Source organism: Catenovulum sediminis, from assembly GCF_007289895.1.
Classification (GTDB): domain Bacteria; phylum Pseudomonadota; class Gammaproteobacteria; order Enterobacterales; family Alteromonadaceae; genus Catenovulum; species Catenovulum sediminis.
Genome location: NZ_CP041660.1, coordinates 2,111,471 through 2,136,630, shown reverse-complemented (window position 1 = coordinate 2,136,630; position 25,160 = coordinate 2,111,471). Strand labels below are relative to the sequence as shown.

Annotated in this window: 20 protein-coding genes; 7 read left to right on the top strand and 13 right to left on the bottom strand. The window is 41.1% G+C overall.

What is annotated here, in order from left to right; all coding sequences use genetic code 11:
• Positions 1-5: 5 nt before the first annotated feature.
• Positions 6-1,913, bottom strand: coding sequence for an RHS repeat domain-containing protein (locus FNT16_RS08700; RefSeq protein ID WP_143871226.1), 1,908 nt, complete (start codon positions 1,911-1,913; stop codon positions 6-8).
• A 7-nt stretch (positions 1,914-1,920) separates the two neighbouring features.
• Positions 1,921-2,841 (bottom strand): LysR family transcriptional regulator, encoded by a 921-nt coding sequence (locus FNT16_RS08695; protein ID WP_143871225.1) that lies wholly within the window; start codon positions 2,839-2,841, stop codon positions 1,921-1,923.
• A gap of 129 nt (positions 2,842-2,970) precedes the next feature.
• Between FNT16_RS08695 and FNT16_RS08690 the strand changes: the two genes are divergently transcribed.
• Positions 2,971-3,924: an NADP-dependent oxidoreductase gene (locus FNT16_RS08690; protein WP_143871224.1), complete on the top strand. Its 954-nt coding sequence runs from the start codon at positions 2,971-2,973 to the stop codon at positions 3,922-3,924.
• Between the two features lie 76 nt (positions 3,925-4,000).
• Here FNT16_RS08690 and FNT16_RS08685 read toward each other — a convergent pair whose 3' ends face one another.
• Positions 4,001-5,242 carry a hypothetical protein gene (locus tag FNT16_RS08685; protein WP_143871223.1) on the bottom strand — a complete coding sequence of 414 codons (1,242 nt, stop codon included), beginning with the start codon at positions 5,240-5,242 and terminating at the stop codon, positions 4,001-4,003.
• 331 nt (positions 5,243-5,573) lie between these two features.
• Between FNT16_RS08685 and dusB the strand changes: the two genes are divergently transcribed.
• The 5 genes from dusB to purD all read left to right on the top strand — a co-directional run bounded on the left by dusB (position 5,574) and on the right by purD (position 10,864).
• A complete protein-coding gene (dusB, locus tag FNT16_RS08680) occupies positions 5,574-6,560 on the top strand; it encodes a tRNA dihydrouridine synthase DusB (protein WP_143871222.1) in 987 nt (328 codons plus the stop codon).
• A 1-nt stretch (position 6,561) separates the two neighbouring features.
• Positions 6,562-6,855 (top strand): DNA-binding transcriptional regulator Fis, encoded by a 294-nt coding sequence (fis, locus tag FNT16_RS08675; RefSeq protein ID WP_143871221.1) that lies wholly within the window; start codon positions 6,562-6,564, stop codon positions 6,853-6,855.
• Between the two features lie 118 nt (positions 6,856-6,973).
• On the top strand, positions 6,974-8,560 hold the full coding sequence (purH, locus tag FNT16_RS08670) for a bifunctional phosphoribosylaminoimidazolecarboxamide formyltransferase/IMP cyclohydrolase (RefSeq protein WP_143871220.1): 1,587 nt from the start codon (positions 6,974-6,976) through the stop codon (positions 8,558-8,560).
• A 165-nt stretch (positions 8,561-8,725) separates the two neighbouring features.
• Complete coding sequence (locus FNT16_RS08665) at positions 8,726-9,544, top strand: class I SAM-dependent methyltransferase (RefSeq protein ID WP_246072178.1); 819 nt, start codon at positions 8,726-8,728, stop codon at positions 9,542-9,544.
• A gap of 30 nt (positions 9,545-9,574) precedes the next feature.
• The gene (purD, locus tag FNT16_RS08660; protein ID WP_143871219.1) at positions 9,575-10,864 is read left to right on the top strand and encodes a phosphoribosylamine--glycine ligase; all 1,290 of its coding nucleotides are present in this window, start codon (positions 9,575-9,577) and stop codon (positions 10,862-10,864) included.
• A gap of 154 nt (positions 10,865-11,018) precedes the next feature.
• Here the strand turns inward: purD and FNT16_RS08655 are convergent, their stop codons facing one another.
• From FNT16_RS08655 to FNT16_RS08640, 4 genes are read right to left on the bottom strand one after another with little or no spacing between them, the layout of a single operon-like run.
• Positions 11,019-11,735, bottom strand: a complete 717-nt coding sequence (locus tag FNT16_RS08655; protein WP_143871218.1) for a pseudouridine synthase — start codon at positions 11,733-11,735, stop codon at positions 11,019-11,021.
• Positions 11,736-11,788: 53 nt separating this feature from the next.
• Positions 11,789-13,066, bottom strand: coding sequence for a GGDEF domain-containing response regulator (locus tag FNT16_RS08650; protein ID WP_185976556.1), 1,278 nt, complete (start codon positions 13,064-13,066; stop codon positions 11,789-11,791).
• Entirely contained in the window at positions 13,059-13,475 is a 417-nt protein-coding gene (locus FNT16_RS08645; RefSeq protein ID WP_143871216.1) for a response regulator, read from the bottom strand. Before FNT16_RS08645 ends, FNT16_RS08650 begins: the two co-directional genes overlap by 8 nt.
• Positions 13,472-16,180: a PAS domain-containing sensor histidine kinase gene (locus tag FNT16_RS08640; RefSeq protein ID WP_143871215.1), complete on the bottom strand. Its 2,709-nt coding sequence runs from the start codon at positions 16,178-16,180 to the stop codon at positions 13,472-13,474. The genes FNT16_RS08645 and FNT16_RS08640 overlap by 4 nt, the downstream gene beginning before the upstream one ends.
• A gap of 298 nt (positions 16,181-16,478) precedes the next feature.
• Between FNT16_RS08640 and FNT16_RS08635 the strand changes: the two genes are divergently transcribed.
• A complete protein-coding gene (locus tag FNT16_RS08635; RefSeq protein WP_143871214.1) occupies positions 16,479-17,336 on the top strand; it encodes a mechanosensitive ion channel family protein in 858 nt (285 codons plus the stop codon).
• On the opposite strand, the gene mrcB is transcribed toward FNT16_RS08635, so the two are convergent.
• The 6 genes from mrcB to gspL form a co-directional block, all read right to left on the bottom strand.
• The gene (gene mrcB / locus FNT16_RS08630) at positions 17,322-19,616 is read right to left on the bottom strand and encodes a penicillin-binding protein 1B (protein WP_143871213.1); all 2,295 of its coding nucleotides are present in this window, start codon (positions 19,614-19,616) and stop codon (positions 17,322-17,324) included. The two genes, FNT16_RS08635 and mrcB, sit on opposite strands and share 15 nt — an antisense overlap.
• Positions 19,613-22,057, bottom strand: coding sequence for an ATP-dependent helicase HrpB (gene hrpB, locus FNT16_RS08625; RefSeq protein ID WP_185976555.1), 2,445 nt, complete (start codon positions 22,055-22,057; stop codon positions 19,613-19,615). Before hrpB ends, mrcB begins: the two co-directional genes overlap by 4 nt.
• Positions 22,058-22,452: 395 nt before the next feature.
• Positions 22,453-22,671, bottom strand: coding sequence for a hypothetical protein (locus FNT16_RS08620; RefSeq protein ID WP_143871211.1), 219 nt, complete (start codon positions 22,669-22,671; stop codon positions 22,453-22,455).
• Between the two features lie 16 nt (positions 22,672-22,687).
• Positions 22,688-23,443, bottom strand: a complete 756-nt coding sequence (locus FNT16_RS08615; RefSeq protein ID WP_143871210.1) for a type II secretion system protein N — start codon at positions 23,441-23,443, stop codon at positions 22,688-22,690.
• Entirely contained in the window at positions 23,440-23,907 is a 468-nt protein-coding gene (gspM, locus tag FNT16_RS08610) for a type II secretion system protein GspM (protein ID WP_143871209.1), read from the bottom strand. Before gspM ends, FNT16_RS08615 begins: the two co-directional genes overlap by 4 nt.
• On the bottom strand, positions 23,907-25,160 hold the full coding sequence (gene gspL / locus FNT16_RS08605) for a type II secretion system protein GspL (protein WP_143871208.1): 1,254 nt from the start codon (positions 25,158-25,160) through the stop codon (positions 23,907-23,909). Before gspL ends, gspM begins: the two co-directional genes overlap by 1 nt.

Below are 25,160 nucleotides of genomic sequence, written 5' to 3'. Positions count from 1 at the left end.
ATCCTCTATTTGGTGTGATATTTAAGCATGTGAACTTTCAGAACCGTGTATACATAACCGAGCTTTGACCCTATTCTGTTTTGTAGTTCAATTACTTTTTGCACACCAAGCTCATTGCCATGCTGGATAAGTGCCTGACGTAAAAACATACGACCAATACTCTCAGCAGAAGAACCATTTAGTAGCTCCAATTGAATACCAATAACGCTGAGCGAAGCAGTTAAGGAGGCGAAAGCGCTTGTTTGCAACGCAGCAAAAAACACTTCTGGTGTCCATTTTACAACCTCTAATGCCAACGCATTTGGATCATTGGATACTGCTTCAAAAGAATTCTTAGCCTTCGTAACTTTATCAATAAAATCAGAGGCTTTACCTACTACACTTGACATTGCCGCAATAGACGCCTGATTAAACAAATACTGAAAAGCAGCGGTTTTTGCGCCATTTTCAAATTTACCGCCAGCAATAACAGACGCTGTACCACCAATCACCGCTGAGGCAATTGTTCCACCTATTATTTCACCTGTCGATAAGTTTGAACCACCCGGCAACATAAAACCACCTGCGCCCTTTGTAACACCCGCTGCAAAAAATCCATGGCCAAATTTGCCGCCTTGTAATTCGGCACTTACGCCACCCACCACTGCATGCGCTGTTATTTGTTGCGCTATTTCACCCGTTGTTAGCCAGTTGCCTCCAAAGTTATAAGTATCTATTGCACAACCTCGGCTTGCATCCAAACCGTCAAAGTATTGACCTATACTTTGCAATGTTTTTGCTGTCCCATAAGCGATTGCACCGGCTTTGATTGAGGCATTTAAACTGCCAGTCACCGCAAAGGTTTGGGCGCCTGCATAAGCGGCACAGCCTATTGGCCCACCTAAACCACATGCCGCAACTTGCGCAATAAAATTCAAATACTTATTTTTTGCCAATGACCTTAGCAGTGGTCGAGTTCCTGTTAATTCCATTAACCCTTTCAGCATTTTCTTAAAAAAGTATCCACTTGGGTCGGTATGGCTTAACGGGTTATTCAATACATAACTGTAACGGTTATAATTTTGACCATTTTTCGGCGATTGGATAAATGGGTCTGCCTGTAAAAATCGGCCTAACGAGGGTTCGTATATTCGACCATTCATATGGATGATATTTAAATCATCTATAGATTCATGCCCGGTAAAAGTGCGGCTTTCAATTAGGTTGCTGATACCTGAATAACCACCACTGATGCTACTACTTTTGCCCCAAGGGTCGTAAACAGTACGTTGTACCACTAAGCCAGCTTTGTCGGTAATAGTTACTGGGCTGCCCAAATGGTCTTTATGTAAATAGTTTTCTTGACTTTGGCTATTGTTGGTGCTTTCGGTGATAACTATGTTGCCAATATAAAACTTATATTCAAAACTGTGCCTGCTACCGGTTGTGGTATACACCTTTTCTGCAGTGCCTAAATATAAAGTGTGTTTGTTTTCACTGGCGCGCACGTCATGGCGGTAATATCTGGCGTGTTGCATGCCGTATACAAACTCTGTCCAAGTGGTATCGTTTTTGGTTATTTTGCTTGGTTTATTAAAGCTGTAATAACCTATGGTATTACCTTGTGCATATGTCATATCACCATTTAGGTTATAGGCAAATGCGTTACCATCATATCCGCTAGGCCGGTGTCTATTCGCATCGTCAAATTGGAAGTTTTTACCATTTTTGTTGGTAAAGTCGCCAAAGCCATTGTAGCCGTAGTTTTCGTATGCTATTGAACCGTCTAGATTCAGTTTTCGTTCTTTTAAACGACGAAGCGCATCATATTGATAATCTTCTTTATAGTTTTTAAATCCACTTGAGAAGTTTAATTCTCTGTCGCGCAAACTTCCGTCTAAGTAGTTGAATACGTATGCAAACTCAGCGTTCAAAAAACAATCATTTGTATCGCATTCTAGGTGCAAAATGTTCGGCTAAAAAGTCAACAAACACTCTAGTTTTAATTGGCATATGTCGCCTAGCTGGGTACAAGGCATAGATGGGATAACCGACGCCCAGCGCATAATCTTGTAAAATTTGTACTAGCCGCCCTTGTTCTAAAGCATCCCCCAATGAGTTTTTATCTACCCAAACAATCCCCTGATCATCTTCGGCTGCTTGTACCAGCGCAGTTGAATCGTTAACAGATAAGGCCCCTTTGATAGCAATACGCTCTTCTCCAGCATTACTGTTAAACAACCAGTTGTCGAACGAGCTTTGTCCATTGCGATAACATAAACAATTGTGCTGCAATAAGTCTTTTGGCTGTTTTGGTGTACCATTTTTTGCTAAATAGCCGGGGCTGGCACACACAGCCCAAGCCATTTCCCCCAAACGCAATGCAATCAGTGAAGAATTCGGCAAGTGCCCCACTCGAATGGCAACATCAATCTGTTCATCAATCAGATCGACAAATCGGTCTTCTAACATAAGGTGTACATGTACTTTAGGGTAAAGCGCATTAAATTGTTTGATCAGTGGTACTAAATGAACCCGACCGATACCTGTCGAGCAAGATACTTTAAGGTAGCCATTTACTTCGCCTTGCATCTCGTCTGATAATGTTTCTACACTTTCAAAAGCTTCTAACACACGGCACGCTTCGCTATGAATTTGTTTACCCGCCTCTGTTAACCTAACGTTACGTGTACTGCGCTGAAGTAAACGCACACCTAACTTTTCTTCTAACGCGCTCAGCTGCTTACTTACGGCCGAACGACTTAACCCTGAATGCTTGGCGGCTCCACTTAAACTGCCATATTGCACTATGCGTGCAAATAGAACCAATGCGGGCAAATAATCTAATCGTTTAGTTGTCATATAAAACATCCATTGTTGAGCACTTGGAAACATTCTAATGCTTGTATTGGTACTTATCCAGCAACAGTGTTTTCTCTACACTAAAAAAGAGTTCAGGCAATGGCGCCAATTATTTAAATGGAGAAAACAATGAATACATCTAATCAAAAAATGAGAGCGGCTCAAATTCACAGTTTTGGTGGTTTAGCACATTTAGAAATCCAGAATATCGAGATACCTACCCCTGGTGAAGGGGAAGTACTGGTAAAAGTACATGCTGCCGCTGTTAATCCCGTCGATTGGAAAATACGTGAAGGATATTTAGCTGAAATCATCCCACATCAATTGCCTTTAACACTTGGCTGGGATTTTGCGGGTGAAATTGTGTCAGTGGGTAAAAGCGTTAACAGCTGGTCAATTGGAGAGGCTGTTTATGCGCGTCCTGACTTAGCGAAAAATGGCGCTTTTGCTGAATATATCTTGGTTTCCGAAAAGGAGATAGCCGCTAAACCTAAATCTTTAAATTGGCAAAAATCAGCGGCAGTACCTTTGGTTACTTTAACTGCGTGGCAGTCGCTTAAAGATATAGGCAACATCAAACAAGGCGATCGCGTATTGATTCATGCCGGTGCAGGTGGTGTGGGTATTGCGGCCATTCAACTTGCTAAGCTAGCTGGAGCAACCGTGTATACCACAGCATCAACGCGCAATATCGAGTTTTTAAAAACACTAGGGGCTGATCACATTATTGACTACACACAACAAGATTTCAGTGACCTGTCTAACCTAGACATGGTTTTTGACACGCTAGGTGGTGACGTTTTACAAAAATCTTGGGCGACTTTAAAACAAGGTGGTTGCCTGGTTTCTATCGCAGAGGTACCAAACGACGAAATTGCGACTCAACATCAAGTTAACGCCCACTTTTGTTTTGTGCAGGCGAACCCAGACCAATTGGCTGAAATTGCAAAGCTGATCGACAGCGAACTCTTAAAAATAGAAATTGATAGTGTATTTAAACTAGAAGACCTAGCGAAAGCACAGCAAAAAAGTGAAACCGGTCATGTAAGAGGAAAAATTGTAATTCAGGTTGAAGAAGAATAACTAGCTCGGATAATTCAGGTTACCCCCTGCACGAGCAGGAGGTAACCGCGATTCAAAAACCATTTAAAATGTTCACTTACTCACTAATTAAAGAAAACGAACCAGAAACCTCTTCTATATTGCCATTTGAGTCAGTGATAGTTGTTGAAAAGTTACCTGATAAATTATTGAGGCTAGTAACAACTATAGAAGCACTACCTTCATCATTAGACATTATTTTAGATAACTCAGGCAAAGCCGTACTATGCAGGTCAATATAGTTGATTTTTGCGCCGTCTGTAAAAAATGGGTCAAAGAAGAGCAGTGATGATTCAATGGGCTGGCCTAGCTTTAGCGAAAATGACAATCGTTCATTCATATAATCAGTTACTACGCCCACTTCACTAAAGTTTGTGGTGTTTCCTGAGTTTAGCTCCGTTCTGCTAATCGATACCCAATAACCACACCCTTGCGTTGTGTCTAAATTTTGCTGGCTGCTAAATTCTAATTTCAATGAAGCTAAATTCAATTGTCTAGTGTCACTGATTTTTTTAAACTCATGAGCCAGATTTACCTTCCCATCACAAACCGACTCAACTCGAAAACGATCACCCTGTTGATAATAATTGATAGCTTTTTCAGCGCACTGAGCATTATCATTATAACTTTCAGAAAAATCTGTTGTAATTTCAGTATTGATAGAACACACGTCATATTGAAAATTAAGCCCCTGTACTTCGTTTATAAATACGATATCGTTTACAGTAAGTTCCTGTTCGAATAAAGCATCAGCAGCATCACTTCCGGTTATGGTAAAGTAATAATATTGTTGCCATGTACTTCCGGCTAAGATACCACTTAAATCCAACATTTCGACTTTTGGTAAAGATGTCAACTTGCCTATTTCATAACTTTTCGGCTTGGCTGACGCATCAAAAACAATGACCCCTGAACGAAAGGTATTATCTCCCATCAAGGTAGTTTCTTTATGTCCGAGTCTAACTTCGACGGATATGGTTTCCGAACTTGTGACATCTGGTGCTGTAAAACTGATACTGGGTGTACCTTGCCCTAAAAACACGACACTTGAGTCATCTAATGACCAATGATAAGTCAAATTTTCACTACCTGAACCTGACGTATTTAATGTTAATTCGACAGTTTCTCCCTCTAATGCTTCAACAGAATATGGTAGACGCTCTATTGTAATGGTTGAAACGTCAAATGAGGATTGTTCGTTTCCGTTGGTATTATCACTACCACCACTACAGCCAGTTAGGAATGAAGATAACAGAGTTATAACTGCGCATGATTTTAAAACTGAAGTATTTTTAAACATAATCCTTCCCTGATAATTTTAATGTATTGTGTATGGGTAAAAAAGCGCGCGTATACTAGCATAAGCGTCTAGAGCATTTAAATTTAATCTTGATCTAAATACTAACCCTACCTCTTCTTACTCTTAATAAAAACAATTTACAAACCAAATAATCACATCTCTTTACATTTTAGCTAAATACATGGCAGTTTTTTTTCGAACAAATTAGCAGCACTATCTTGACAATTAAAAATTTCAAATTGTTTAAAAAATAGGCTTTGCACTCTGATAAAAAATCCGTAAACTAGCCGCCCTTTTTCAGGTGGTGGTGTTTTAACCAAGTGTTGTTGTGATGCAAATAGGCCCTTATCAAATTGACAGTCCTGTATTGCTAGCGCCGATGGCTGGGATCACAGATCAACCCTTCCGGCATATTTGTCAAAATATGGGGGCCGGTTTAACAACAGGTGAAATGCAGTCTTCTAACCCTGAAGTATGGGACACTGAAAAATCACGTCTGCGGATGGATTTAAGTAATGAAACTGGCATTAAGTCGGTACAAATTGCGGGTTGTGACCCAAGATTGTTGGCCAAAGCGGCGCAATATAATGTTGAAAACGGTGCACAAATCATCGATATCAATATGGGCTGCCCCGCCAAAAAGGTCAATAAAAAACTCGCGGGATCTGCGTTATTACAAGACCCAAAGTTAGTTGAACGAATTTTAAATACGGTTGTTGATGCTGTTGATGTGCCCGTTACGTTAAAAATACGCACGGGTTGGTCAGTTGAAAATCGCAACGGTATTGAAATTGCGCAAATTGCGCAAAAAGCGGGCATAAAAGCCCTTGCCATACATGGCAGAACGCGTGAATGTTTGTTCAAAGGTGAAGCGGAATATCAAACTATACGTGCCATCAAACAGTATATTGATATACCCGTTATTGCCAATGGCGACATTTGCACAGCTGAAAAAGCATTGTACGTTAAAGAATATACGGGTGCCGATGCAATCATGGTTGGTCGTGGTGCCCAAGGTAATCCCTGGTTAATCCGGGAGATTCGCCATATGCTTCAATGTGGTGAACAAGCTGAAAAACCTGAACTGAAAGAGATAGCCAATATGGTGCTTAATCATGTAAAGGCGATTCACACATTTTACGGCGAACAGAAAGGATACAGATTAGCGCGTAAGCATGTGAGCTGGTATTTAAAACATATTGAAGAAAGCAGTCATTACCGCAGGGCATTTAATGCCATCGAAGGTGCTGCCGAGCAATTAGTAAGCTTGGCTGATTTTTTTGACAATCTAATAACTGTAAAAGAGAAGAGTAGTTAATATGTTCGAACAAAATGTTTCTCCAGAATTAGTCACTGGTACAGTCACTGCCACACAAGAACAAACGCAAAAACCTTTGCGTGCCTCTGTTAAACAAGCCGTTACAAACTACTTGTCTCAGTTAAGTGGACAAGACATAGATAACTTTTATGACATCGTAATTTCAGAAGTAGAAGCGCCTTTATTAGAAGAAGTTATGTTGTACACCCGTGGTAACCAAACGCGTGCTGCAAATATGTTGGGTATCAACCGTGGTACTTTGCGTAAAAAGCTTAAAAAATACGGCATGAACTAAGCCGCATTATAGCGATTTTTGAAAAGCACCTAAGGGTGCTTTTTCGTTTTTAGTCAATGACATTTGTTATATTGATTATTAATTGAACCCAGCCGAATTATATTAAAAGGTAACACTCATGGATCAGGCTCGACCTATTCGCCGCGCGCTTATCAGCGTATCAGACAAAACCGGTATCGTAGAATTTGCCCGTGCATTAACCCATGCCGGCGTCGAAATTTTATCAACTGGTGGTACTTTTAAACTTTTACAATCAAACGATATTGCAGCCACTGAAGTTTCAGATTACACAGGTTTTCCAGAAATGATGGATGGCCGTGTAAAAACACTTCATCCCAAAGTACATGGCGGTATTTTAGGTCGTCGTGAGCAAGACGATGCAGTGATGACTGAGCACGGTATCTCACCTATCGATATGGTTGTTGTAAATTTATATCCGTTTGCTAATACTGTTGCTAAAGCGGATTGTACATTAGAAGATGCGGTTGAAAATATTGATATTGGTGGCCCAACTATGGTTCGCTCTGCCGCTAAAAACCATAAAGATGTAACCATTGTGGTAAACGCCAGCGATTACGACCGTGTATTAAGCGAAATGACAAGTAACGACAATTCATTAAACTACCAAACACGTTTTGACTTAGCGATTGCTGCCTTTGAACATACAGCAGCCTACGACGGTATGATTGCCAATTATTTTGGTAAAATGGTACCCGACTACCATGGTGAAAAAGCGCAAGATAGCCAATTCCCACGTACTTTCAACAGCCAGTTTATCAAAAAACAAGACTTACGCTACGGTGAAAACAGTCATCAAAAAGCCGCTTTCTATGTAGAAAAAAATCTTGAAGAAGCCTCTGTATCCAGCGCAACTCAGTTGCAAGGCAAAGCTTTATCTTATAACAATATTGCAGATACCGATGCCGCACTTGAGTGCGTGAAAGAATTCAGCCAACCCGCTTGTGTTATCGTAAAACACGCCAACCCATGTGGCGTTGCGTTAGGCGATAACATTTTAGCGGCTTACGAAAAAGCCTATCAAACAGATCCAACTTCTGCTTTTGGTGGCATCATTGCATTTAACCAAGAACTAGATGCAGAAACTGCAAAAGCCATTATCGACAGACAATTTGTTGAAGTGATTATTGCGCCTAAAGTTTCAGCTGCCGCACTTGAAGTGGTTTCAGCCAAGCAAAACGTTCGTTTATTAGAATGTGGCGAATGGAACACACAAACAACCGGTTTAGATTTTAAACGTGTAAACGGTGGTTTATTGGTACAAGACAGAGATCAAGGCATGGTGGCACAATCAGACCTTAAAGTTGTTACCAAACGTCAACCGACAGAAGACGAGCTCACTGATTTATTATTCTGCTGGAAAGTTGCTAAGTACGTTAAATCTAACGCGATTGTGTATTGCAAAGGCAACCAAACAATCGGTGTGGGTGCGGGTCAAATGAGCCGTGTTTACAGTGCTAAAATTGCTGGCATTAAAGCAGCTGATGAAAACTTAGAAGTGGCCGGTTCAGTCATGGCATCGGATGCATTTTTCCCATTCCGTGATGGTATTGATGCAGCGGCCAAAGCGGGTATTAAAGCGGTTATCCAACCGGGCGGTTCAATGCGTGACGAAGAAGTTATCGCTGCGGCTGACGAGCATGGCATGGCGATGGTCTTTACCGGTATGCGTCATTTCAGACACTAAGTCTGATTTGTCTGATTTGTGTTAGATGCTAAGAAATTGGGTAGGGCTCTGCTCTGCCTAATTTCTTTTTGCTAATAATTGCAGCTTTTAAATCCAGTTGTTTTAGCTATATGATGTGCATCTAAATGAAAGATCCACACGCCCTAGCTTCAACAAGGACTTATTATGAAAATCGCATCTGGTTTCAAATTAATGTTAGGCCAACTCACGTTGGCGACGTGCCTGTTAAGTTGCAGTACAATTGCGCAGGATACAAAACAGCAATCGCTTCGTTCAGAGGCCCATCAACAAAGAGACACTTACCGTCACCCTACACAAACCTTATCCTTTTTTGAGGTAGAGCCGACACACTCTGTTGTTGAAATTTGGCCAGGCGGGGGTTGGTATACAGAAATATTAGCGCCTATGCTACACAACAAAGGGCAATATTATGCTGCGCACTTTCCTACTGACATTGATAATCAGTACTTTAAAAAATCACTGAAAAAATTCCAGCAAAAGCTGCAATCATCCGAGTTATATAACCAAGTTATCCTAACCGAATTTAACCCGAACACTCACATGCAAATTGCACCGGAAAACTCGGTAGACAGAGTTCTAACCTTTAGAAACCTGCATAACTGGTATATGTACAATGGTGAAAGCGGTGCAATAGCGGCATTTAAAAGTTTTTATAAGGCATTAAAACCAGGCGGTATTTTGGGCGTAGTCGATCACAGGTTACCAGAGCACCTTGATCAGGCTGCAGAAAAACATACGGGTTATATCAAAAGCAGTTTAGCCATTAGCTGGGCGTTGCAAGCGGGTTTTGAACTGGTTGCTGCCAGCGAGATTAATGCAAACCCTGACGATACAGCACAACATCCCAACGGGGTTTGGACACTTCCCCCGACACTGCGAATTGATGCCGGACAGAAAGATAAGTATTTAAATATCGGTGAAAGCGACCGATTTACGTTAAAATTCAGAAAACCGAATCAGTAGATATCAATCTATGAGAAATTAGAGGTATAAATGAAAGTTTTAGTTATTGGCGGCGGTGGCCGTGAGCACGCATTGGCGTGGAAAGCAGCTCAATCAAAAAATGTTGAGCAAGTATTTGTGGCACCGGGTAACGCGGGTACTGAATTAGAAAGCAAGTTAACCAACATTGATATTGCGGTTGAAGATATCAAAGCATTGGTTGGTTTTGCACAAGACAATGATATTGAATTAACCATAGTAGGCCCAGAAGCGCCTTTGGTAATCGGTGTGGTTGATGCGTTTCGTGAAGCGGGCTTAAAAGTATTTGGCCCAACTGAAAAAGCCGCACAATTAGAAGGCTCAAAATCTTTCACTAAGGACTTTTTAGCACGTCACAATATTCCTACAGCTGAGTATCAAACCTTTACTGAAATTGATAAAGCGTTGGCCTATTTAAATGAAAAAGGTGCACCGATTGTTATAAAAGCAGATGGTTTATGTGCAGGTAAAGGTGTCATTGTTGCCATGACATTAGCCGAAGCAGAAGCTGCGGTTAAAGACATGTTAGCCGGTAATGCTTTTGGCGATGCAGGCAACCGTGTGGTTATCGAAGAATTTTTAACCGGTGAAGAAGCCAGCTTTATTGTTATGGTGGACGGTAAAAATGTATTGCCAATGGCCACCAGCCAAGACCATAAACGTGCGTTAAATGGTGACCAAGGCCCAAATACAGGTGGCATGGGCGCCTATTCGCCAGCACCGGTTGTTACCGATGAAGTTTATAACAACATAATGCAACAGGTCATTTTGCCAACTGTTGAAGGTATGGCTAAAGAAGATAACGAATACACTGGCTTTTTATACGCTGGGTTAATGATAACCCCAGATGGACAACCTAAAGTGATTGAATATAACTGTCGGTTTGGCGATCCGGAAACACAACCTATTATGTTGCGTATGCAATCTGATTTGGTTGAACTTTGTTTAGCCGGTGTAGAAGGTAAATTAGACCAAGTTAGCGCAGAATTTACAGAACAGGCGTCGGTTGGTGTGGTATTAGCGGCAGGTGGTTATCCGGCTGCGTACAACAAAGGCGATGTAATTTCTGGCTTACCTGCAGAAGAAGTCAATGGCGAAAAGGTTTTCCACGCCGGTACAAAAATGCTGGATGGTCAAGTGACCACTAACGGCGGCCGTGTATTGTGTGCCACCGCATTGGGCAACACAGTGACCGAAGCGCAGCAGCGCGCTTATGCTTTGGTTAAACAAATTGAATGGAAAGATGTTTATTTCCGTGATGATATTGCTTATCGTGCAATTGAACGTGAACAGCAGCAATAATGATTAAAGCGGTTTAAATTGTTACGCCCAAAAAGCCGGATGATTATGCCGGCTTTTTTATTTTGCACTGTTTGTTGCAATCTAAGTTTTAACGCTTGGCAGCTGTAGACTCGTTGTAGCTGAAGCTTACGCTATAAAATATACAACTCAAAAATTAATTATTTGACATAACAGACGCCACTTCAGCATCGCTTAAATAACGCCATTCACAAGGCTCTAAATCATCATCCATCTTAATATCACCAATTTGCATTCGGTGTAAGCCAACAACTTGATTACCAACTGCTGCAAACATACGCTTGACCTGATGGTAGCGGCCTTCACAAATACTCAACTGAGCAAAATCTTCTTCAATAAATTCAAGCACAGCAGGTTTGGTTGGTTTGTCTTCACCGTTTAGCATTAAACCTTGTTTAAACTGTTCAATCAGATCGGCTTGCTGGTACACACTGACAGGATCGGCCAGTTCAGCTTGGTATACTTTAAAACATTCGTTTTTCGGTGTCGTGATCTTGTGCGACCATTGACCATCGTCGGTAATAAGGATTAAACCTGTGGTATCTGCATCTAACCGCCCTGCAATATGCAAACGCTCGGGTTTTTCAATATCCATTAACGATATAACAGACTGATAAATTTCAGTGTCTGATGTTGTGCAAATGGTATCAACCGGTTTATGCATCATAATATAACGTAATCCAACCGGTGCGACTGTACGCCCGCAATATTGCACTTCAGCCCCTTGCGGTACTTTAAATGCCGGATCACGTATCTCTATGCCATCAACTGTAAAGTCTCCTCGTTTCACGGCTTTTTTGGCTACAGCCCGAGTTAAATCAGTTGTTTCACAGGCATATTTATCTAATCGCATTAATCTACTATCACTTCAAAAATAAAAACCAATTGTACCTGTATTCAAATAAATTAAATACTCTCGTCATAACTAAAATTAGCTTGGTTTTTACCTTTATGTTTAGACTGGTACAGGTTTTCATCGGCTATCTTAAAGGCTTTTTCAAAGGTTAACTCTACATTGTTTGCTTTAACACAAATGGCACCGGCACTGACCGTGACTTTTGGACTAATCTCATTTGGTGCCTTTTTAATAATTTGCCGGATAATATCAACCAGCGCATCACGATCGCCATCGGAAATAATAACAATAAATTCTTCGCCACCGGCCCGCGCGATAATATCTAATGGGCGGCGCACTAAACTGCGCATAACATCAGCAAACTGCACCAATACCTCATCACCCACATCATGTCCGTGTTGATCATTAACTTGTTTAAAATCATCAATATCAAAAAGAGCCAAACAAACCTCTCCACTTTCCCGTGCAGTTGATTTATATATACGCTTAAACTCTTCTGCTAAACCTCGTCTGTTGCGTAGTTGGGTTAATGGGTCTTTAGTTGCTAAATCGAGCAGCTCATGCTGTACCTGTTTCAACCTTGAGATGTCCATGCCGCTAAATAACAAATACGATTTTTCACCGACATTTGAAAAACAGCAATCCAGCTCAAAAGGTACTAACGTATCATCCCCCCGGGTTAATTCCGTTTCAAATTTATAATGGCCTGCTTTTTTTACAGTTTCGACAAACTCATACCATTCATCGGTTGTTTTAAACTGTTGAGAGACATGAAAGTAAGATTTACTTTTTATGTGCTCTGAAGGTAATTGCAAAAAGCGGTTTAACGCCAAGTTAAAAGTGATAAATAAACTGGTTTCAGGGTCACACACCATAATTAAATTAGGTGTGTTATCGACAACCGTTCTTAACAGTTCCAGCTCCGCATTCGCATTATGATGTTCACGCTCGATGCGCTTTTTTGACACTACGTTGCTAACAATACTGGTTAACCGGCTTTGACTAAAATCTTTTTTCGACAGGTAATCATCAACCCCTGCTTTAAAAGCTTCACTGGCGAGTTTTTCATCACCAAACCCAGTCACCAAAATAACACCAGTATAAGGTGAGATATCTTTGATTGCAGAAATGCACTTTAGGCCATTTCCATTTGGCATATTAAAGTCAATGAGTACACAATCAATATGCACCATCTTCAATATACCTTCTAGGCTGCTTGCTTCAGGGTAACAAATCACTTCAAATGATTCTTGAGCCTGCGATAAGTAGCGTTCGATAATAATACGATCAGTTTCCGAGTCATCTATGACTAAAATAGTATTACGCACGTTTAGCAACCTCCAACCAAAATTTAGTTGTAACTAAAACCGCATCAGCGAATTCTTCATAGCGCTCGGCTTTAACAACATAAGCATCGGCTCCAGCTTGGTAACAATTATGAATATCCAATTCGTTTTGCGAAGACGACAACATCACGACATTACTTCTAATCAATGATAATTCATTAATTTTTTCAACTAAAGTATGCCCACTCATCCCAGGTAAGTTAATATCGACAAAAAACAAACATTCTGCATTTGTAATTAACTTTTTGTGCGCTGCAATAAAATCAAGGCAAGCTTCCGCACTGACAAATCTATGTATGGTATATCGCTCATCAAGGCCTGCTTTTTGATATAAGCGCTGTATCGAAAAGAAATCCATATCATTGTCTTCCACAAAAATAATATGTTTCACGCGCTATCGACCTCTTTGGAAGTTAAAGTAAAATAGATTTGAGTGCCGACACCCAATTCAGATTCAGCCCAAACTTTCCCTCCGTGCAGTTCAACTAGTTTTCTTACAATCGACAAACCGACACCTTCACCTTCTTTGCTCTGGTCAAATCGTTTAAAAATAATAAATGCCTGATCTAAGCATTCTTTATCTATACCTATACCGTTATCTTTAACCCAGTACAAACCATTCAAGCTACCAACTTCGATTGCAGCAACAGATTGGTTATTATATTTAACCGCATTCGATATCAGGTTTTGATATATTTCAAAAATAGAGACCCTATCGACTTCTATTATCGATGCGTCAAATTTTGTGCTAATTTTAATCTCTCTTGCAAACTGTGATTGCTCAACCACTTCATCAATTAATTTTTCTACGTCAACAGATTCACGGTGAATCTCACGTCTACCTGTACGAGAAAACTTGAGTAAAGTATCAATCAATTTAGACATTCGCTCTGCTGCGGCGCGAATTGTTAAAATATATTTTTGTCCTGTGTCATCCAAGTGTTGCGAATAGTCTTCAAATAAAAATTGCGAGATGTGCATCAAGCCCCGGCTCGGCTCTTTAAGGTCATGTGAGGCGGCATGAACAAATTGATCGAGTTCATGATTTTTACGCTGCAATTCTGCCAAAGTATTTTGAATGGTTTGTTCGGCGGCTTTACGCGCACTAATATCCCGAATCAACCCCATAAAGCCAATAATACTACCTCTGTTATTTTTAACCGCCCATGATCTAACCGATACCGGCACATTTTGCTGACCGTGACTAATCATTTCTTTTTCGTATTCATCACAATAACCTAAGGGGATTAACTGCTGCTTGAGTATGTCATTTTCTTTTTGACGAAATTGTTGTGGTGTAAACTCGCTGATATTGCGTCCTTCTAGTTCTGCAGATGTCAGATTTAAAAGTTGGCTAAAAGCTTGATTGACTTCCAAGATATTAAACTGAGTATCAGTGAATATAAGTCCATCAACTGAAGACGATTGAACTGCGCTGAGTTTTTGCTCAACCAACCACAATTGTTCTTCAATTTTTTTACGATGAGTAATGTCGGATTCAACGCCCATCATACGCATAGCCTTGCCATTTGCATCCCTTTCGACAACACGCCCCCGCGTTAACATCCATTTGCGCTCTCCGTTGACTTGTGTTGGATATTCCGCATAAAAACTTTCACTTTTACCGGCTAAGTGCTGCTCGATCTTTGATACAACTTCCTCAATGTAATCCGCATCCACTTTGCTGCGCCACAATTCGTAAGTCCACAATTGATTTTCTGCGACGCCATGAATGAGCTTTAGCTGATTACTCGCATCTATAGTATTATTTTGAATATCCCAATCATAAACACCATCTCGAATCGCACTAATGGCAAGTTCATATTTTTTCTGTACCTTCTCTAGCGCTAGCGAATCAGAAATATCCATAGCCATACCAACCAGAAAAATTGCATCACCACTATCACTGCATACTTTTTTGCCTTTTTCTCGAATGTAGCGAATATCACCATTATCCAAACGTAGACGGTATTGAATATCCCAGATTGGAGTTTCACCTTCCCCCCGTTGTTGCAATATTTTTCTGTCTTCAGGGTGTACTTTATTGAAGTATGACAAAGGGTTTTGGTACAAACTTTCACAAGATGCATGCCATAAATTTTCGTAGGCTGGGTTAACGTATAATATTTTACTCAGTTGAGGGGTTGCCAGCCATAATACAGCATCAACTGATTCTGAAATGGTTCTAAATTTTAGTTCTGATTGATTTAATTTACTGACCAAGTCACTCATGATCGAAACATCTGTTATCGTCGCTAAACAATAACTCTGCCCATCTTGCTGGTAGGGTTGTAATTCAATATTGAGTGTTTTGGTGATCCCATCTGGGCTACGGTATTTAACCATTCGCCCCTGAGCCATGGTTTTAATATCTGGCGCTTTAAAAAAGGTTTCCACAAATCCCTGATGCGTTTTTTTCATTGGGCGGTCGACTAAATCAGAAACATTTTGCCCGTTTAGCTCATCATAAAGCGCAAATATCGCTTCTGCTTTTTCGTTGCTTTTGGTAATTTTTCCTTGATTGTCAACCAATATTAAACCATTGGCCGCTGACTCGATAATCTGGTTTAAGTTTTGTTCGGCTTCCTCACGCTTTTGAATTTCGTGCTCTAACTCTTCAGTCCGTTTTTTAATCTGTTCTGATAAATAATCCCGCACTTGCACCAATTCGCCGGGTTTAAGTGTGATATTGCCTTTTTCCAAGCGTTTCTGAATTGTGTTAAGTTCTAATAAACTCGGTGCTTCTAGCCAAGAAGGTAATAATTTCCAAACCCAAAATGCAGTGGTAAACGAAACAATCGCGGTAAAGACTTTTGTTGCACCATGGATGTAATAATATCCATTCCATACGTTAACGACCGACATTAAGTGTGTAATGCCGCAGCCAAAAATAAATACAGAAAATAAGATCAGAACATTGGTAAACGGCACCGGCTTGCGTCTTCCATAAAACAGCATAGCCAATGGAATGGCAAAATAAGACAACATAATTAGAATGTCAGAACCGACATGCATTAACAGCAAATCGGGTTTCCATAACAAGCAATGCCCATGTGGCATATAGTTGCCGTCAAAAAAAGTATCAATTAAATCCATCTCAGCTCTCAATATAAGCCATTTCACACACAAGCGGTTTTATCTTTATGCGATATTCGTGCTACAGGCGCTCGGAATCGTCAACCACATCGTTGACAACAGGTTAAGATACGTAGACCACCTATATAAATTTTTTGGTAGTACCCTTTTGAGACTAGCACAAGTTTATGCAAAATATAGCATTTGGTATATTTATCCTGCGTAGTTTTAATACGCCTTGTGGTAAGCTCTATAGGCATATTCACTTTTCAGTGTCACTTTTATTTTCACTTTTTTATAGGTCAATTTGTAAACCAGTATGCTTGAATATTTCACCCATATTAGCCAGTCTAAACTCCTGCTCTCTGCCGCAGTGTTAAGCGCTTTATTAATTGCTCGTGCGATTTTAATTAAAAGTGTGCAACGTAAATACCGTAACGACATAGAGCGTAAACGCCGCTGGTCAAGTGGTTTAAAAAATTTACTCAATTTTATTACCTTGCTGACACTGGCGGCCGTTTGGTTTGATGAAATTCAAAGCTTTGCGATTTCAATTGCCGCATTTGTTGTCGCAATTGTTTTGGCTACACGCGAGTATATACAGTGCATACTGGCTTCTTTGTATCAAACCGGTGCGCGCCAGTATCGTATTGGGGATTGGGTTGAAGTAAATGGGTGTGCTGGAGAGGTTGCCTATACTGACTGGATAACCACAACTCTTTACGAGTTAAATTTAAAAAGCAGTGCTTATCAGTATTCTGGAAAAACCTTGGTGATCCCCAATAATCAGTTTATTACGCATTCTTTTGTCAACCTCAACTATATGCGCCGTTATGTCAATCATGGCTTTTTGCTCATTCAGCCAGAACCAACTGATCCGATTGAAGTGCGTGCTTTTTTACTGAGTAAACTAACCGAATTGTGCCTGCCGTTTAAAGATACCGCCGAAAGGTACCGTAATATGATCGAACGTAAGCTGGATATCGTGATCCCCGGCGCTAAGGTTAAAGTAAACCTTGCGACCACTGAACTCGGTCATGCTCAATATAGCGTGCAATACTTTTGCCCAACCGAAAAAGCACAAATTATCGAACAAAAAGTGACGCAGGCTTTCTTTCAGTTTACCCAGCAACAAAAACAATCTGCAACTAAAGATTCACCTTCACCAGTCGAGTAACTTTTCTAACCATGATTTTTTCGGTTTTTGCCACTGCTCGCTGCGCTCACATTCGATAGGGGCGGGCAATTTATCAATAATTGCAGGTAACATAATCAAATTGTCGCAACCAGGTAAACTGTGCGCACCGGTTTGTTTATTAAAATAACGCATAGCGACGCCGGCTGGCTGTGCTATCACTAAGCTTTCGCCGGTGCGACTATGTTGGTATTGCTTAAAGACTTGTAGCGCGCCTGCGCTACCAGTTAAAGAAATCGCTTGGTTATCGTCTCTGCCCAGCCACACAACGGCTAACTCTGATTGCTCATAACCAACAAACCAACTATCCCGCCCATCATTGGTGGTACCGGTTTTTCCGGCAAATTTTGCGGTCGGAAATGCCCTTTGCAGACTAGCAGCCGTGCCTCGTTTAGTCACTTGATGAAGCGCATAATTAACAAGATAGACATGCTCATAGTCCACAACCTGCAGCGCTTCTAGTTTGGGTCGCCAGATAATTTCATCGTCATTTGAATAGATGCTTTTTATTGCTTTAAGTTTGCTATACACACCATGGTTTGCAAATACTTGATAGAGCTGCGCTACTTCTAGCGGAGACAAGGTCAATGAGCCTAACAAGAGTGAAGGGTAAGCCGATATTTCACGCTCTATACCAAACTGATGTAAATTATCAACGACCGCGCTTAATCCAGTTTGCATTCCCAAATTAACAGCCGGGATATTACGCGATTGTGCCAATGCGTCGATTAATAATATATCGCCCACATATTTTTCATCGTAATTTTTGGGTGACCATTTGTTACCGAGTGAGCTGGTCAGTGTGATTTTTTTGTCTTCTAAAATGGTTGCGAGGGTATAACCGGATTGTTGCTGCAAAGCAGATAAGTAGACTATCGGTTTAATCAGCGAACCTATATTACGCTGTGCATTTAATGCCCGATTAAAACCAGCATAATGTGCGGTTTTATCGCCAACCAATGCTTTTATACCACCGCTTTTGCTATCAACCACAACCGTAGCACCTTGCAGTTGCGTTAACCCTCGTTGTTGTTGTATTTTTTCGATTCCAGTGGATAAGCTTGCTTGTGCCCGGCTTTGTGCCAGTGGATCAAAATGAGTGTAAATTTTTAACCCTGAGAATAGCTGTGTATCATTAGAAACCAATGCCTTCAGCTCTTCCCTTACCTGATCAACGTATGATGGAAATCGTCGTGTCGCAATTTCAGAAAGGTCTCGAACCGACAAGCTACGCGAAACTTCTGCCTCGTACTCTTTTGGTGTCAGCAGAGCGTGTTCTGTCATGATCCTGAGCACCAAATCACGGCGCTGTATTGCCCTTTCTGGATATTTTCTTGGATTATAATATGAAGGCCCTTTAATCATTCCAACCAATAACGCGATTTCTTGCGCGCTCAGTTCATTTAAGGGTTTTGCAAAATAATATTGACTGGCCAACCCCATGCCATTAACAGAGCGGTTGTGATTTTGCCCTACGTAGACTTCGTTGATGTATGCTTGCAAAATTTCACTTTTGCTATATCGCGCATCCAGTAATATCGCAAGGTAAGCTTCTTTTATCTTACGCCACAAGCTACGTTCATTGGTTAAAAACATATTTTTAACCAGTTGCTGGGTTAACGTACTGCCCCCCTGAACCGTTCGCCCCGCTTGAATATTCACCCACAATGCCCGCAGAATAGCTAATGGTGCAACGCCGTGGTGTTGGTAAAAGTTACGGTCTTCGATTAATAATAAAGTTTGTATCAATAGTTTAGGCACTTCCTGTATATCGACTAAAATGCGATCTTCTAGGTTGTTGGCCTGTAATCTGTCTAATAAATACGGTTCTAATTGAAAGCCACTCAGTGCTTTATTGAGGCCCACATCCAGCACTTTTTCTATCCGTTTGCCGTTAAATATTACGCGTATTCTCTGCGCGCCATAGCTATCTTCCTGCAAACTGTAGGCGCGCCGGATAAATTCAACGCCTCGGCTAACCGTCGTGTATTCGCCCGGCAAGCTCAAACGACGTGCTTTGCGATAATCAAGAATACTTAAATGCTGAATAAGATCGGCCCGCGTAAGCGCGTCGGCTTGATAATACCTGTGCTCAACACCGTATACCAAAGCAGGTAATTGCCACTTTGTTCCGGAGAACTTTTGTTTAATTTGTGCATCAAAATAAATCCCGGCAGCGATGATAACCACAACAAAAACCACAGCGAGCTTTAGCAATAAAGAAACTAATTTTGCTTGCCAAGATGGCTTTCCTTTCTTCATTTTGTAGCAGACCTATTTTTTTTAGTTTGGGTGCCAGCGGTAGCTGTTTCTGGCGCGTCAGGCCAATAATGTTTAGGGTAACGTGCTTTCATATCTTTTTGCACTAATTTATAGCTACCCTGCCAAAACTGTGACAAATCGGCTGTGGTTTGGATTGCCCTTTTAGCAGGTGATAACAATTCTACGGTTAATGGCAGACGCCCATTTAGCAAGCTAGGGTGGCTTGTACAACCATAAAATGATTGCATAAAACCGCTAATTAAAGGCGCCGATGAGTGCAGATAATCAATTTTCACCTGCCTGCCATCATTTAATAGCCACTTCGCTGGGAGGTGCGTTTGTAGCCATTGTTGCCGCGCGTAATCCAATTGCTGCAGATAAGTTTGGGCTAAGTCTATATTTTTGAGTTGCTTTAAATTATTAATTGTATGTAAATAAGGCAATAACCAAGTTTCAGCGGTCTGCAGTACAACCGTTTCATCTAGTGGATGGAAGTCGCTGTTAAACTGCGCGGCTAAATTGATGCGTGCGATTAACGCTTGCATTGCTTGCGCTTGGTTAAAAAATAGTAAACCTTTATCAACAAATATCTGCAGCCAAGCTTGCGCTTGTTGTTCGGTATTTGGCTTTTTATCAAGAACTTGCCGACTAACTATCAACTTTCCTAGTTTTTGTACGCGTATAAACTTTAGATTGTCTTTATGGATTTCTGCATTAACGCCTTCAACAATATCCGCTTGTATATAGGTTTCGCATTGCGACCAAACAAACGGCAAACAAACACGAATATTTGCATTCTTTTGCGTTTTGCTGTGTGTTGCCTCAACGATAATTATCCAATCTGGCGGATTCAGAATACCAGAGGCTTTAAGATTAAGCGCACTGCCATAAGCCGCTTTATAGACAAAAAAATCTTGCTCAGTTTTTTCTAATTTTGCAATTCTATTCGGCCAAAGCGCACTTAACAAAACAAATAGTTGCTCTGCGTTCACTTCTGGCTGTTGCAATGACGGTTTGTATTTGCGCGCAATTGTCGTCAGTTGCGGTAAATGAAGTTGCAGTTGTTGAGTCAAATCCCAATCTTGGCTACCGCCGTTTTCTGCTAAATAAGCCGCTAAAATGGCAGCCGTGTCGGTAATCGAATCGAATATTTTCTGGCTGATATTTAATATATTGGCAGCAAAAAATAGCGTGTTAAATCCCGCGACTTGCCTGCCATGCGCATTTAGCAATCCATCTCTTTTGGCCAGTTGTAACTGCTTTAATTTCGTATAGGCATTGTCAATTTGTTTGGCCGATGGAGGGGTTGGCCAATTCAGTTGTGACATATCTTGTTCACCCCACAGCAAGGCTTCAAATAACACTGGGGTAAAGTTAGCACTTTCAATCTCAGCCGGATAAGCTTTTTTTAATCGATTTTGCTCTTCTTGTGGCCAGATACGATAACAAGTCCCCGCTGCCGTCCGGCCCGCCCGCCCCGCACGCTGTTGGGCAGAAGCTTGCGATATTCGCTCGCTCTGCAAATAACTAAATTCACTTTCGGCATCGAATACGGCTTTTTTATGTATTCCGCTATCGATTACTATTTTGATGCTAGGTATGGTTAAACTCGTTTCTGCAATATTGGTTGCCAATATAACGCGCCGCGAGTTGCCTGCGTGCAACGATAGTAATTCTTTTTGTTGTTTTAAAGCTAATTGTCCATGCAGTACATCAACTTTAATATCAAGCTGTTGACCCTCTAACAAACGCTTAAATCGATTGATTTCTGCAATACCGGCGAAAAACATTAATATATCGCCCGTTTTTTGCATCGCTTCTTTCAACACGGATAATAAATGCTGTTCGACCCGCACAGAGGTATTTTTTACAGGTCGATATAACACCTCTATTGGAAATTGCCGACCTTCGCTTTTTACTACAGGGCAGTCCGGTAAAATGCGCTCAAGCGTTGCTAAATCTAATGTCGCCGACATTAACAAGAGTTTTAAATCGTCTCTGAACTCAGATTGTATTTGGTGCGCTAATACAAAGGCTAAATCAGAATGTAATGAGCGCTCGTGAAACTCATCAAATATCAATAAACTATAGTCAGAAAGTTCTGGGTCCTGCTGCAAGATCCGAGTCATAACACCTTCAGTGACTATTTCTAGTTTACATTCTGGGCCAACACGACTTTCTCCCCGCATCCGCAAGCCAATGCTTTGCCCCACTTTTTGCTTCAGCTGCATTGCTAGAAACTCTGCAATATTGCGCGCCGCAACCCTTCTGGGCTCCAGCATAATAATTTTTTTAAAATGGCTAAAGGCTTTAAAGTGGTTTAACAAAATCAATGGCAAACAGGTTGACTTACCAGCACCGGGCGGTGCTTGTAAGATAAGTTGATTTTGTTCCGTCAGTATTTTTGTGATCTGCTCACTAACCTGGTGAATTGGAAGCACGCTGATTAACCCTAGATGTAAGATATTGCCCTAAATCCCGTGAGAAAAACGCAATAAAAATTCAACAGCCAAGCTGCACTTTTAAAAATATATCATTTAAAAACAGAAAGTTAAGATCAATCAAAAAATATATCTTTGAAATATATTTTCATTCATTAGAAAAATCTTCGCTGGCGCAACTTAAAAGCTACACTAAACTTTAACACATCAATACCTTGATGTAGGTTTGGTCCCTAAGTAGTGTGTTTGTGTATGTGTTAGTGCGCTTTCCTTGATATAGCGAAGGATCGAAAAAGCTATCCCTCAAGGACTTTGTAAGATTTTGGCAGTGCTTCGGCACTGCCTTTTTTATCTATGACACTGGCTATAAATCTTAAAACGTCAGCGCTTTTTCGCTACTTATTAAGAACTCGCTCACGTTCTTTTTTATACGTTTCAAAATCCTTTTCGTAACCTTGTTCGCACTTTTGCTTTTCCAGTTCATCGATAATCGGTCGACAATTTTGCTGCTTTCCCGCTTCCTGCATTCCCTGATAAGCCTGTTTTTGGCTACAAGCAGATAAACATAAGGCCAGACACAAACATGTGCTTACAGTGCGAACTATCGGTTGCATTGTTAATCCTTAATTTCTATTGACTGAATTTAACCATATATCGACCATCAGCATCTGGATTGCCTAAAAATCCAATGGCGTTTCTTAACGCGGTATCCGCTTTAGGGCCAAGTGCAATATGGCCACCAATGGCATAATTTTTCATTGTGTTTAAACGCGCTTTTAAATCTAATATTAAAATTTCTTTGTTACCGCGCGCAATCGCAACCGCTGCGCCTTCATCACAACTTAAATCCGCAGCGATATCACCATAGACAAAATTACTGTTCATCGCGTTGACAGAAGCCATGCGCCAATCAATTCGACCGTCTAATTCACTGCATACGGGTTTACCCTGCTCAACATGGTTTAGGTTCAACTCAACTAACCCTGCCGCTTCTACAGGAAATGGAATTGGTATCTGCTGGGCAATTAGATCTGCTGGCATTTTCACTTTAACATCCTGTAGTGCAGGTCCTGATGCACCATATAGCGCGGTTAAACTACCTTGTGGTTCTAATATTTTCCGTCGATCACCAAATTCAATATCAACAGCCAGTTTAGCCGTCAATAAACGAGAAAAAACAACATCCCAACGGACGTCTTTCAGCAATATTTTATCAACTCTGAGCATGTCTACTTTGCCTTGCCACAAGGTTCCAGAGACATTGCCCAGCTCTATATTTTTTGGCAGTGTAACTTGTGCAGTGACTAAGTGTGCCGGAATTGTCGCTAGCAAGAAGATTAAATAAAATAATATCGCCCACGTTAAGCGGCTAATCCAAACTTTCATTGTTTACTCACCTGTAATCTTCGTACTCTAACTGCGCCAGGCTTATCCGCTGCGGATATATCTAAAGATTCAATGCGCAAACCTTTATTTTGGGTTAAGTCAGCCAACCAACGAACCAATGCGTTAAATTCAACTTCATCAATTTGAACCTGTAAGGATTCGCCTTGCGGTTGCATCCGAGCTAAGGATATATCGGCCCGCCGTGCTGCGGCATTGACAATTTGGTTTAATGAGCCGGAAGTTACTTTACTATTGCCCGATTGTCGTTGTTTAAGTTCTGCCGTTTTTTCACTGACCCACAAAAGAGCGGTTTGTTTATTTTTGACATCCAGCTCTGCTTTATCCAAGGCCGTATTTAACGGCCCCCAAATCAATTGAAAAAATAAACCAATAATTAGCACAATACCGCCGCCTAAAACCAGCTGACGCTCACGGCTGCTTAAACTTTCAAACCACTGTTTCATTACACACTCCGGATACTAATTGCGCCAACCACTTGAGAGCCTTGATTATTGAGAGAACCCTGCTCTACTTGCAATTGATTTTGCTCGGCAGCAGCTCGGAACTTTTCAAAACTTTGGAAGTTTGAAGCACTGGCATTTAATCGAATCTCCCCTCGTTTAATATCAAAGCGAATATTTTCGGGTTTTAAATCAGGTACCTGTGAAAATGCAACGGCACTGGCTTCAATCAAAGCCAAAAATGAAATTTGATCACTGCTACCACCACTTGTTTTTAATTTACTTTTCAGTTGTTTTTGGATCATGGTAGATGACAAGTTTCTGCCATTTGGAAAAACAGAGACATAAGCTTGTTTTATTTGTGCATCCAAGGCATCCGCCTGTGCTTGCAACTGATATACTGTCACCGCTTTATTGGCTATATTGACGCTTAACGCCACGGCCGCAATAATTGCTGCGTTGCGCCAAATTTTTACGAACTGAGAGCTATCTTTTTTAAACTGGAATTGCCCTTGTCGTAAATTAAAAGTTTGTTTATTTAATTCAGCGATTAATATTTGTAACGGCGGTAAGTAATCACCGGCTTGACAAGCATAAGGCTGCAGGTTGATGTTTTCTGGCAATGGCGAGTAGTGCACAATTGAAATCTCTGCGCTTTCTTCTGTATTTGCCGAACGACTGTTGGCGCATTCTTTTGCTAACAGCGTTAACCAAAATTCTAACTCTTCTGTTTGACAGCTTACCCCATCAAATTCAGCATGACGGATCAGCCAATCATCCCCAACCTGCAACACGCTTATGCTGTTTTCCTGATAGGGTAATAACAAACAGTCAGGCAATATTTTTTGACATTTAATACCCGCTTGCTCCAGCCAAGCTAGCCAGTTTTGCATTTTTTGCTGGCTTACGGCGGCAACTTGCATGTAATGAAGCTCGGCTTTTTGGCTACGGCTACCCGGCGCAAAAAATAGCTCGTCAACATCACTGGCTAAATCTTCTTCTAGCATGTAGGGCAACGCTTGAATAAACTGTCGGCTGGGGCGCGCAGGTGTTTCTACTTTGCGCAAACTAATGTCTGCACTGGGCACCACAGCGACGGCATTACGAACGTTCACTCTTTCCTGCAAGCTGGCCAAATCATCGGCGTGAGCAAGCGCGCCGGAAGCGATTATTTCTTGCTCACTATCTGACCAAAGCATCCAATGAATTGCTTGCTCAGCCTGACTGGCCAATCTAATTAATAACTGTTCAGACAC